Raw genomic sequence first — 11,220 nt, forward strand, 5'->3', positions numbered from 1 at the left:
GCGTGACCCGGCAAAGGTATGAGTACGGTCCATTGCGGACAGGCCGCGGGAGGTCGGATGGCGGGCACGCCGCTGATCGGCGTCAGTACGTATCTGGAGCACGGGGCGCGCTGGGGTGTGTGGGAGCTGGAGGCGGCGCTGCTGCCGGCCGGGTATCCGCGGCTGGTGCAGCGGGCGGGCGGGCTGGCCGCGATGCTCCCGCCGGACGCTCCGGAGCACGCGGCCGCGGCCGTGGCCCGCGTCGACGGCCTGGTGATCGCGGGCGGCCCGGACGTGGAGCCGGTGCGCTACGGCGCCGCGCCCGACGCGCGCACCGGCCCTCCCGCCCGCGCCCGGGACGCCTGGGAACTGGCGCTCATCGAGGCGGCCCTGGCCGCGCGCGTCCCGCTGCTGGGCGTCTGCCGGGGCATGCAGCTGCTCAACGTGGCGCTCGGCGGCACCCTCGTCCAGCACATCGAGGGCCACGCCGAGGTGGTGGGCGTCTTCGGCGGGCATCCGGTCACACCGGTGCCGGGGACCCTGTACGCGGGTGTGGTGCCGGAGGAGATGTTCGTCCCGACCTACCACCACCAGGCGGTGGACCGCCTGGGGACGGGTCTGGTCCCCTCCGCCCACGCGGCGGACGGCACGGTGGAGGCCCTGGAGCTGCCGTCGGCCGCCGGCTGGGTCCTCGGGGTGCAGTGGCACCCGGAGATGGGCGAGGACGTGCGGGTGATGCGGGCGCTGGTGGAGGCGGCGCGGCGGGCCTGACCCGGCCGGCGGCATCCGCGCCGAGGGGCCGGCCGGTCACCGCCCGGGACGCCGCGCCCGCGTCCTACGCCCGCGTCAGGGACAGGAGCTGCCGGGCCGGGCCGGTGGGGCGGTGGCCCGTCGGCCACACCGCGCGCAGGTCGCGGGCGAGGGCGACGTCCGCGACCGGCACGCTCACCAGGCGCCGGGTGCTCAGCTCCTCGCCGACGGCGAGTTCGCTCAGGACGGAGGGGCCGGCGCCGCCGACGGCCGCGGCCTTCACCGCGGTGGTCGACGAGAGCTCGATCAGGGGGCGGGCCAGACCGCCGAGGGCCGCGTCCAGGACCTGCCGGGTGCCCGAGCCCTTCTCCCGCAGGATCAGCGGCGTCGCCGCCAGTTCCGCCGCCCGGAGCGGACGCCGGCGCCGGGCCCACGGGTGGCCGGGCGCCGCCACGACGATCAGCCGGTCGTGGGCGATGACCGCCGAGTCGAGACCCGCCGGGACGCTCACGCCCTCCACGAAGCCCAGGTCGGCCTCACCGGCCAGCAGCCGCTCCGCCACCGCCGTCGAGTTCCCGGCGAGCAGGGACACCGCGGTGTCCGGCAGTTGCGAGCGCAGCGCGACCAGCCAGCCCGGCAGCAGGTACTCGGCGATCGTCATGCTCGCCGCCACCGTCAGCCGGGAGTCCCGTCGGTCCCGCAGCGCCTGGGCTCCCGCGTCGAAGGCCTCGGCCGCCTCCACGATCCGGCGCGCCCAGTCCGTGACCAGCGCGCCGGCGTCGGTGAGCCGGGAGCCGCGCGGTGAGCGGTCCACCAGGGCGACCCCCAGCTGCCGCTCCATCGAGCGGACCCGGCTGCTGGCGGCCGGCTGGGTGATCCCCAGCTCCCGCGCCGCCCCGCCGAGACTGCCCAGGCGCGCCACGGCGAGCAGCAGCTCCAGGGCCCCGAGATCCGGCACCCGGTGTGCCAGGGAGCCCGCCACGTGCCGTCCCCGTGGGTCCTGTCCGCCCTCCGTGTCGTCCGTGCCGCCCGTACCACCCGCACTCCTGCTCATAACTCCAGCTTATGCCGTCATAGGAACATGGTCCCTGGTCAGCGGATTCGGCCCCGGGCACGGTGGAGGCATGGTCACCGCAGCCCAGCCCCTGTCACCCGCCACCGCCCCCGCCCGGCGCCTCCCGGCCGTCCGTCACCTCGGCCCCAACTGGTACGCCTGCGTCATGGGCACCGCCATCGTCGGCACCGCGGGGGCCGCGCTCCCCTGGCAGGCGTCCGGGCTGCGGGCCGTCTGCACCGCCGTCTGGGCCCTGTCGCTCGCGCTGCTGGCGGTCCTGCTGGTGGCCCGGTCCCTGCACTGGCGGCACCACCGCGACCAGGCCCGTGCCCATCTGCTGGACCCGACGGCGGCCCCCTTCTACGGCTGTCTGTCGATGGCCCTGCTGGCCGTCGGCGGCGGCGCCCTGACCGTCGGCCGGGACTGGCTCGGCACCCCGGCGGCGGTGGCGCTGGACGCCGTGCTGTTCACCGTCGGCACGGTCGTCGGGCTGGCGGCGGCGGTCGCCGTGCCGTACCTGATGGCCGTACGGCACCGGACGGCACCGGAGCAGGCCAGTCCGGTGTGGCTGCTGCCGCTGGTCGCGCCGATGGTGTCCGCGGCCGTGGGGCCGCTGCTCGTGCCGCACCTCCCCGCGGGACAGCCCCGCGAGACGCTGCTCCTGGCCTGCGTCGCGCTGTTCGGGGTGAGCCTGCTGGCCACCCTGGCGACACTGCCGCTGATCTTCGGCCGGCTGCTCACCGGCGGTCCGCTGCCGCTCGCGCTGACCCCGTCGCTGTTCCTGGTGCTGGGTCCGCTGGGGCAGTCGACGACCGCCGTGGGCAAGTTCGCGGACGTCGCCCCGGGCGTCGTCCCGGCCCCGTACGCCGGGGGTTTCGAGGTGCTCGCCGTCCTGTACGGCGTGCCCGTGATGGGCTTCGCGCTGCTGTGGCTGTGTCTGGCCGTCGCGCACGTCGTGCGGGCGCGCCGGGAGGGCATGGGCTTCTCGATGACGTGGTGGTCGTTCACCTTCCCGGTGGGCACCTGTGTCACCGGCGCCGAGGCGCTCGCCCGGCACACCGGGCTGGCCGTCTACGACGGGCTGAGCGTCGTCCTGTACGCCGGCCTCGTCACCGCCTGGGCCGTCGCCGCCGCGCACACCGCGCGGGGCCTGGTCAGCGGAGCGCTGCTCGCAGGGCCGCGCCCAGCGCCCGGGGCGCCTCGGTCAGCGACGGCCCGTACCAGGTGAGGTACCGCCCGTCCACGAGGGCGCAGGGCAGGCCGGGGAACGCCTCCGGGCCGTCGCCGGGGGTGAAGCGGTACGGCTCGTCCGGCAGGACGACGAGGCCGGGGCGGGCCGCCCGCAGTTCCTCGACGGGGACCTTCGGGTAGCGCTCGGGGTGGGAGGCGTACAGGTGGTCGACGCCCAGGCGGGCCAGTACGTCGCCCGCGAACGTGTCCCGGCCCAGGACCATCCAGGGCCTGCGCCAGATCGGTACGACGGCAGTGGTGCGCCGCTCGGGGCGGGGCACGGAGGACCAGGCGGCCTCCGCCTCGTCCAGCCACCGGGGCCGGTCCGGCGCCCCGCAGGCGGTGAGCACGCGGGTCAGTTCGGCGAAGGCCCGGGCCACCGTGCGCACCTCGGTCACCAGCACCTCCACGCCGGCCGCGCGCAGGACGTCCAGGTCGGGGGCGCGGTTCTCCTCCTCGTTGGCGATCACCAGGTCGGGGGCGAGGGAGAGGACGCGGTCCGTCTTCGGGTTCTTGGTCCCGCCGACCCGCACGACGTCCAGGTCCGCCGGGTGGGTGCACCAGTCGGTGGCGCCGACCAGGGCGCCGGGGACCGTGCGGGCCACGGCCTCGGTCAGCGACGGCACCAGGGAGACCACCCTCACCGGCGAGGCCCCTCCCGCACCGCCTCGATGTGCTCGGCGACGGCGACCACGATCAGCCGGGTGTCGGGCACCGTCGCGCGCCAGCGGTGCCGCACACCACCGGTGAGGTACAGGGTGTCCCCGCGCCCGAGCCGGTAGGCGCGGCCCTCGGCCTCGATCTCCACGGCGCCCTCGGTGACGAACATCAACTGGTCGTTGCGGTACTGGAGTTCGCGGCCCGCGTCGTGGTCGCCGGTGAACTCCGAGGCGTGCATCTGGTGGTGTCCCCGCACCAGCGAGCGCACCCTGGGGGCCAGCCCGGGGTCGGGGTCCTCGGCCCGGACCACGTCCACGCTGCACGCGGGGTCGGCGGCGGCCAGCAGCTCGACGGCGGTGGTGCGCAGGGCGTCGGCCACCTTCTCCAGGGAACTCTGGCTGGGCCGCGCCCGGTCGTTCTCGATCTGGCTCAGGAAGGGCACGGACAGGCCGCTGCGCTCGGCCACGACGGCGAGGGTGAGCTCCAGGGCCCGGCGCCGTCGCCGCACGGCCGCGCCCACCCGAAGGTGCTGGTCTTTGTGGTCGCCCATCGCTCCGGCTCCCTCCTTCGCCCGTCGTCGTCACCGCCGCGGTGCCCCGGTGCGGGCGCCGCCTCCCTGATGAGTTCTCTGCACCCTACGCATGTTCGGCAAACCGTTTCATGCGGCCGTCACATCGACGTCACGGTGCGGTGGCCGCGACCTCACAGTTCTCGCCACGGCCCGCGCCGGGTGCGCGCGGTACCGGACGCCCTACCGCTTCAAGGGTGGGACGGTCCCGCGTGTTCCCGCCAGCCTCTCCCGCCCCGGTGGAGTCAGGCTCGGGCGGGGGGTTGGCGCTCCGTGGTTGACCGAATCCTTACCGTGCGCCGGGCGCACACGTCAAAAGGGTGGGCCCGGGGCGCGCTTCGTCGCGAAGGCGCGTCCCGGGCCCACCCCTCGGGCGGCCGGCACGGTGTGGCGTGCCGGACCGTCACGGTCGTCCTACTGCGGGGTCATCCGGCCCACCATGTCCGGGTGCTCCTCGAGCCACGCGGCCACGGCTTCCTCCTCGTGCCCCTGCCCGCGGTCCTTGATCTCGGCCTCCAGCGTGCCCAGCTCGTCCTCGCTCATGCGGAAGTTCTTGATCCACTCGGTGAGCTGCGGGTACTGCTCGGGGAACGCCTTGCTGGAGATGGTGTGGATCGTGTTGTTCTCGCCGAAGGACTTCTTCGGGTCCTTCAGCTTGGTCAGCTCGTACTCGCTGTACGCCCAGTGCGGGGACCAGAGCGTGACCGCGACCGGCTCCTTCTTGGCCAGCGCGCGCTTCAGCTCGGCCAGCATCGCCGGCGTGGAGCCGTCGACGACCTCGTACTCGTCCTCCAGACCGTAGGCCGGCAGGACGTCGTTCTTGACCAGCTGCATCTGACCGGTGCCGGGCTCGATGCCGATGATCTTCCCGTCGAAGAGGTCGGCCTTGCCCTTCAGGTCCGCGAGGGACTTGACGTCCTTCACGTACGAGGGGACGGCGATCTCCAGTGAGGTCGGTTCGTACCAGGTGCCCAGGTCGGTCAGGTCGTCCTTGTTCTTCTCCCAGTAGTTCTTCTGGGCGTGGGGCAGCCAGGCGTCGAAGTTGAGGTCCAGGTCGCCGGTGGCCAGGCCGGTGTAGACCGGGCCGACGTCCATCTGCTTCAGGTTCAGCTTGTAGCCGCGCCGCTCCAGGACGTTCTTCCACAGGTAGGTGACGGCGACGTCCTCCTCCCACGGGAACCAGGCGACGTCCAGCGGACGCTTGGCCTCGGCCGGGGTGGCGCCGGAGCCGCCCTCGACCGGGGCGAGCTTGTCGACGAGGCCCGGGTTGGCCTTCAGCCAGGTGCGCACGGCCTCCTGCTGCTTGCCCTTGCCGGACTTGTTGATCTCGGCCTCGAGGCTGGTGAGCTGCTTCTCGGTGAGCTCGAAGTCCTTCATCCACCGGGCGGCGGTGGGGTCGTCGGCGGCGAAGCCCTTGCGGGAGAGCGTGTGCACGCCGTCGCCCTTGCCCCAGGCGCCCTCGGGGTCCTTCAGCTTCTTCAGGTCGTAGTCGTTGTACGCCCAGTGCGGGGACCAGAGCGTGACGACGATGGGCTCCTTCTTGCTCATCGCCCGCTTCAGCTCGGCCAGCATCGCCGGGGTGGAGCTGTCGACGACCTTGTACTCGTCCTCCAGGCCGTAGGCGCCCATGACCTTGCTCTTGAGCAGGGCCATCTCACCGGCGCTGGACTCGATGCCGGTGATCCTGCCCTTGAAGAGGTCGGCCTTGCCCTTGAGGTCCGCCAGCGTGTTGACGTCCTTCATGTAGGCGGGGACGGTCAGCTCCAGCGACGTCTCGTCGTACCAGGAGCCGAGGTCGTCGAGGCGGTCGCCGTACTTCTTCCAGTACTGCTCGTGGGTGGTCGGCAGCCACGCGTTGGTGACGATGTCGATGTCGCCCTGCGCCAGGGAGGTGTAGAGCGGTCCGGCGTCGAACTGCTTGGCCTCCGCCTCGTAGCCGCGCTGCTCGAGGATCTCCTTCCACAGGAAGGTGGAGGCGACGCCCTCGTCCCAGGGCACGTAGCCGAGGGTGATCTTCTTGCCCTGGCCGACGTTCTTGCCGCTCGCGACGGACTCGGAGTCGCCCGAGCCGCCGAACACGCCCATGCCGCCGGCCACCAGGCCGAGGATGACGACGCCGATGACGGCGACCTGCGGGCGGGGCCGGTAGGACCAGATCTTCATGCCGCCCAGGCTGCGGGCCTTGGCGGCGGCACGGCGGCCGAGCGGCGAGACCTGGGTGCCCAGGGCGCTGGTCATGCGGTCCAGGTAGATCGCGAGGATCACGATGGCCACGCCCGACTCGGAGCCGAGGCCGACGTTGAGCTGGCCGATGGCCTCGTTGACGTCGCCGCCGAGGCCGCCGGTGCCGACCATGCCGGCGATCGCGGCCATGGACAGGCCGAGCATGATCACCTGGTTGACGCCCGCCATCACCGTCGGCAGGGCCAGCGGCAGCTGGACGCGCAGCAGGGTGTTGCGGGGAGTGGTGCCGAACGCCTCGGCGGCCTCGACCAGCTCCTTGTCGACCTGGCGGATGCCCAGCTCGGTCATGCGCACGCCCGGGGCGAGCGCGAAGATCAGGGTGGCGACGATGCCCGCGGAGGCGCCGGTGCCGAAGAACAGGATGGCCGGGATGAGGTAGATCATCGCGGGCAGCGTCTGCATGAAGTCCAGCACCGGCCGGACGATGCCGCTGACCCGGTCGGAGCGGGCCGCCCAGATGCCGACGGGTACCGCGACGACCAGCGCGATGAGGGTCGCGACGAGCACCAGCGCCAGGGTGATCATCGCGTTCTCCCACAGCTCCATGGAGACGATGAACGCGAATCCGAGGAAGGTGAGAACACCGGCGAGCGTGCCGCGCAGCCAGAAGGCGATGACCGCGAAGATGCCGACGAGGAGGAGCGGTTCGGGCGCCTGGAGGACGGCGTTGATGCCGTCGTAGGTGCCCGTGAAGACGGTCTTGAGGAAGTCGAAGAGCCACGCGACGTGTTCGAGCAGCCAGTCGACGGCGTTGTTGACCCAGTCGCCGAGCGGAATCCTAGGCACGGGCCATCACCTTCTCGGGGCCCTTGTCGCGCGGGGAGTCGCAGGTGCCGGCCTCGGCCTGCTCGTCGCCCAGGAAGCCGATGAGACGGCGTGAGGGGACCACGCCCACGAGGTCGCCTTCGCCGTCCACGACCGCGACGGCGTGCGGCACACGCGCGCTGATCGCGCACAGCTCGGTGAACGGCGTCTCGGGCGTCGCCGTCTCGCAGCCGCAGTCGGCCTCGTCGCCGCGCAGGTCGGTCTCCATGACGGCACCGGCGGTGAGCACGCGGGACCGGTCGACGTCCTGGGTGAAGGAGGCGACGTAGTCGTTGGCGGGGCGTATGAGGATGTCCTGCGCCGTGCCTATCTGCACGATCTCGCCGTCCCGCATGACGGCGATGCGGTCACCCAGGCGCATGGCCTCGTTGAGGTCGTGGGTGATGAAGACGATGGTCTTCTTCAGGGTCTTCTGCAGCTCGATCAGCTGGTCCTGCATGTCGCGGCGGATCAGCGGGTCGAGGGCGCTGAAGGACTCGTCCATCAGCAGCAGGTCGGCGTCGGTGGCGAGCGCGCGGGCCAGGCCGACGCGCTGCTGCATGCCGCCGGACAGCTCGTCCGGCCAGGACTTCTCCCAGCCGGCCAGGCCGCACAGGGCGAGCGCCTCGTCGGCGCGGCGTTCGCGCTCGGCGCGGGGCACGCCCTGCACTTCAAGGCCGTAGGCAGCGTTGTCACGGACGCTGCGGTGCGGGAAGAGCGCGAAGTGCTGGAAGACCATGCTGATCTTCTTGGAGCGGACCTCGCGCAGCTGCCGCCCGCTGATCTCGGTGAGGTCCTGGCCGCCGAAGCGGACGTGTCCGGCGGTCGGCTCCAGCAGGCCGTTGAGCATGCGCAGCAGCGTGGACTTACCGGATCCGGACAGCCCCATGACCACGAAGATCTCTCCGGGCTCCACGGTGAAGGACGCGTCGATGACGGCGGCCGTGGTGCCGTCCGCGCGCAGTTCCTCCCGGTCGGCTCCCTTGCGCAGTCGTTCGACCGCCTGGTCCGGTTTTCTGCCGAAGACCTTGTACAGGTTCTCGGCCTCTAGCCTGGCTGACACGCTTACCTCTTGGATCGGGGGCAGGGGCAGGGGCGCGAGGTCCGGTCGACGCGAGGACTGACACGAGAAGTGACGCGCGGACTGACACGGAGAATGACCCGGAGTCAGATACGAAGTCTCGCTAACAGTTGAATGCATCAACCAGCTTCGGCCCGGGTGCGCGCCTGCCCCGATCCTTATGACCCAAACATATGAGTGATCCAGCTCACACGCCCGCCGCCTCCCGTCCGCACTCCCTGCGGCATGATGCGAGGCGTGACCGGACGACTGATGCTCCTCGACACCGCCTCCCTCTACTTCCGCGCCTACTTCGGCGTGCCGGACTCCGTGAAGGCACCCGACGGCACCCCCGTGAACGCCGTGCGCGGACTCCTCGACTTCATCGACCGCCTGGTGAAGGACCACCGGCCCGACCACCTGGTCGCCTGCATGGACGCCGACTGGCGTCCGGCGTGGCGGGTGGAGCTGATCCCCACCTACAAGGCGCACCGCGTCGCCGAGGAACAGGCGTCGGGCCCCGACACCGAGGAGGTCCCCGACACGCTCTCGCCGCAGGTCCCGGTGATCGAGGCCGTCCTCGACGCGCTGGGCATCGCCCGGGTGGGCGTGGCCGGCTACGAGGCGGACGACGTCATCGGCACGTACACCGCGCGGGCGACGGGCCCGGTCGACATCGTCACCGGCGACCGCGACCTCTACCAGTTGGTGGACGACGCCCGGGGCGTACGGGTGCTGTATCCGCTCAAGGGCGTCGGCACCCTGGCCCTCACCGACGAGGCCGCACTGCGGGAGAAGTACGGCGTCGACGGGCGCGGGTACGCCGACCTGGCGCTGCTGCGCGGCGACCCGAGCGACGGCCTGCCCGGCGTGGCGGGCATCGGCGAGAAGACCGCCGCCAAGCTGCTCGCCGAGTTCGGGGACCTGGCCGGCATCCGGGCGGCCGTCGACGACCCCCGGGCCCGGCTCACCCCCACCCAGCGCAAGCGCCTGACCGAGGCCGCGCCGTATCTCGCGGTCGCCCCGAAGGTGGTCCGGGTGGCCGACGACGTCCCGCTGCCCGACGTGGACATGACGCTGCCGCGTGCGCCGCGCGACGCCGCGGCACTGGAGGGACTGGCGACGCGCTGGGGACTGGGCGGGTCGCTGCAGCGGCTGCTGACGACGCTCGGCGCCTGAGGCGGGGCCGTTCCGTGCCGTGCCGTGGCGACCGGGCGCGGCACGGGCGGTGCATCGGAGTTCCGGGGAGGGGAAACCGTACTCTGCGCGCGGGAGTGCCGTGCGGCCCGGCGTCATGGAGCGACGAGCGGGCCACGGGTGCTAACTTAGGTTTACCTAACTCAGGGACCGCACGCAGGGAGCAGGGAGGCCGCCATGGCAGACCGTCCGGGACGCAAGCCACGCAAGCCGCACACCGCGCGGGTCGTGCGCACCGAGCGGCTCACCCCGCACATGCAGCGCGTGGTGCTCGGCGGCGAGGAGCTGTCCGCCTTCTCGGCGGACACCTGCACCGACCACTATGTGAAGCTGCTCTTCCCGGCCGAGGGCGTGACCTACCCGGAACCCTTCGACATGGAACGCATCCGCGAGGAGTTCCCGCGCGAGCACTGGCCGGTGACCCGGACGTACACGGTGCGTCAGTGGGACGCCGAGCACCGCGAGCTGACGCTGGACTTCGTCATCCACGGCGACGAGGGCCTGGCGGGACCGTGGGCCAGGCGCGTCCGGCCCGGTGAGACCGTCCGCTTCATGGGCCCCGGCGGCGCCTACGCGCCCGACCCCGCCGCCGACTGGCACCTGCTCGCCGGTGACGAGAGCGCACTGCCCGCGATCGCCCGGTCCCTGGAGGCGCTGCCCGACGGCGCCCGCGCCTTCGCCTTCATCGAGGTCGACGGGCCCCAGGAGGAGCAGAAGATCGACTCCGACGTCGAGGTGGTCTGGCTGCACCGCGGCGACCGTCCGGTGGGCCGGGCCCTGGTCGAGGCCGTGCGCGGCCTGGACTTCCCCGAGGGACGGGTGCACGCGTTCGTGCACGGCGAGGCGGGCTGCGTGAAGGAGCTGCGCAGGTTCCTGCGGGTGGAGCGCGAGATCCCCCGCGAGGACCTCTCCATCTCCGGCTACTGGCGCCTCGGCCACAACGAGGACGGCTGGCAGGCGTCGAAGCGGGACTGGAACGCCCGCATCGAGGCGGAGCAGGAGGGCGCGGCGCCGGCCGCGTAGCGCCCCGCGTCGCCGGCCGGCGACGGCGCCCCGGGCGGCTCAGTCGCCGCGCACCCGTCCGTGCAGGTGCATGTCGTGCCAGCCGTCGGGGTGCAGCAGGGCGCGGCGCTTGGTCCCCTCCAGGGCGAAACCGGCCTTGGCCGCGACCCGGCAGGACGCCTCGTTGGCCACGGCGTGGGTCAGCTCCAGGCGCTGGAAGCCGATGCCGTCCAGCGCCCACCGCGACAGCGCGCCGGTGGCGCGGGCGGCGACGCCCCGGCCGCGGGCCGCCGCCGTGGTCCAGTAGGCGACCTCGGCCACTCCGTCGCCCAACTGCACCTGCCGCAGCGCCACCCGGCCGAGCAGCCGGTCGTCGGTCGCGTCGACGACGGCCCACTGCACGTCCCGCTCCGCTTCCCAGCCCCGCTGCCACTCGCTGATCCAGCCGCGCACCTCCTCCTCGGAGTCCGCGGCGCGGATGTGCCACTGGTGCATCACCGGGTCCTGGAAGGCCGCGTGGACGGCGGATGCGTCCTCGGCGCGCCACGGGCGCAGCAGCAGGCCGTCGCCGGTGGGGATCGTGGGCTGCGGGGAACGGGAGAGGGTGCCCGCGGGAAGGACCGGGCGTGTCAGATAGGGCATGCACCGCATCCTGCCAACCGGGCCGCCCGG

10 protein-coding genes are annotated in these 11,220 nt (G+C 72.8%); 4 read left to right on the top strand and 6 right to left on the bottom strand.

Annotated features, from left to right (window positions below; all coding sequences use genetic code 11):
* Positions 1-57 precede the first annotated feature (57 nt).
* Positions 58-750, top strand: a complete 693-nt coding sequence (locus tag ACFZP7_RS07590) for a gamma-glutamyl-gamma-aminobutyrate hydrolase family protein (protein ID WP_062138466.1) — start codon at positions 58-60, stop codon at positions 748-750.
* Between the two features lie 64 nt (positions 751-814).
* Here the strand turns inward: ACFZP7_RS07590 and ACFZP7_RS07595 are convergent, their stop codons facing one another.
* Positions 815-1,783, bottom strand: coding sequence for a LysR substrate-binding domain-containing protein (locus tag ACFZP7_RS07595; protein WP_385634117.1), 969 nt, complete (start codon positions 1,781-1,783; stop codon positions 815-817).
* A 70-nt stretch (positions 1,784-1,853) separates the two neighbouring features.
* On the opposite strand from ACFZP7_RS07595, the gene ACFZP7_RS07600 reads away from it, so the two are divergent.
* Positions 1,854-3,011, top strand: coding sequence for a TDT family transporter (locus tag ACFZP7_RS07600; RefSeq protein ID WP_385634118.1), 1,158 nt, complete (start codon positions 1,854-1,856; stop codon positions 3,009-3,011).
* Here ACFZP7_RS07600 and ACFZP7_RS07605 read toward each other — a convergent pair.
* From ACFZP7_RS07605 to ACFZP7_RS07620, 4 genes are all read right to left on the bottom strand, one after another.
* Complete coding sequence (locus ACFZP7_RS07605) at positions 2,938-3,657, bottom strand: helical backbone metal receptor (RefSeq protein ID WP_385634119.1); 720 nt, start codon at positions 3,655-3,657, stop codon at positions 2,938-2,940. The two genes, ACFZP7_RS07600 and ACFZP7_RS07605, sit on opposite strands and share 74 nt — an antisense overlap.
* Positions 3,654-4,223, bottom strand: a complete 570-nt coding sequence (locus ACFZP7_RS07610; protein ID WP_030973336.1) for a helix-turn-helix domain-containing protein — start codon at positions 4,221-4,223, stop codon at positions 3,654-3,656. The genes ACFZP7_RS07605 and ACFZP7_RS07610 overlap by 4 nt, the downstream gene beginning before the upstream one ends.
* Positions 4,224-4,655: 432 nt before the next feature.
* A complete protein-coding gene (locus tag ACFZP7_RS07615; RefSeq protein ID WP_030973339.1) occupies positions 4,656-7,271 on the bottom strand; it encodes an ABC transporter permease/substrate binding protein in 2,616 nt (871 codons plus the stop codon).
* Positions 7,264-8,352: a glycine betaine/L-proline ABC transporter ATP-binding protein gene (locus tag ACFZP7_RS07620; RefSeq protein WP_385634120.1), complete on the bottom strand. Its 1,089-nt coding sequence runs from the start codon at positions 8,350-8,352 to the stop codon at positions 7,264-7,266. The genes ACFZP7_RS07615 and ACFZP7_RS07620 overlap by 8 nt, the downstream gene beginning before the upstream one ends.
* 270 nt (positions 8,353-8,622) lie before the next feature.
* On the opposite strand from ACFZP7_RS07620, the gene ACFZP7_RS07625 reads away from it, so the two are divergent.
* Positions 8,623-9,528, top strand: a complete 906-nt coding sequence (locus ACFZP7_RS07625) for a 5'-3' exonuclease H3TH domain-containing protein (RefSeq protein ID WP_385638376.1) — start codon at positions 8,623-8,625, stop codon at positions 9,526-9,528.
* Between the two features lie 195 nt (positions 9,529-9,723).
* Positions 9,724-10,569 (top strand): siderophore-interacting protein, encoded by an 846-nt coding sequence (locus tag ACFZP7_RS07630; protein WP_019325206.1) that lies wholly within the window; start codon positions 9,724-9,726, stop codon positions 10,567-10,569.
* A 39-nt stretch (positions 10,570-10,608) separates the two neighbouring features.
* On the opposite strand, the gene ACFZP7_RS07635 is transcribed toward ACFZP7_RS07630, so the two are convergent.
* Positions 10,609-11,190 (bottom strand): GNAT family N-acetyltransferase, encoded by a 582-nt coding sequence (locus ACFZP7_RS07635; RefSeq protein ID WP_385634121.1) that lies wholly within the window; start codon positions 11,188-11,190, stop codon positions 10,609-10,611.
* Positions 11,191-11,220: the final 30 nt, after the last annotated feature.

Origin of the sequence: Streptomyces sp. SudanB5_2050 (assembly GCF_964272335.1) — a bacterium.
GTDB lineage: Bacteria > Actinomycetota > Actinomycetes > Streptomycetales > Streptomycetaceae > Streptomyces > Streptomyces rochei.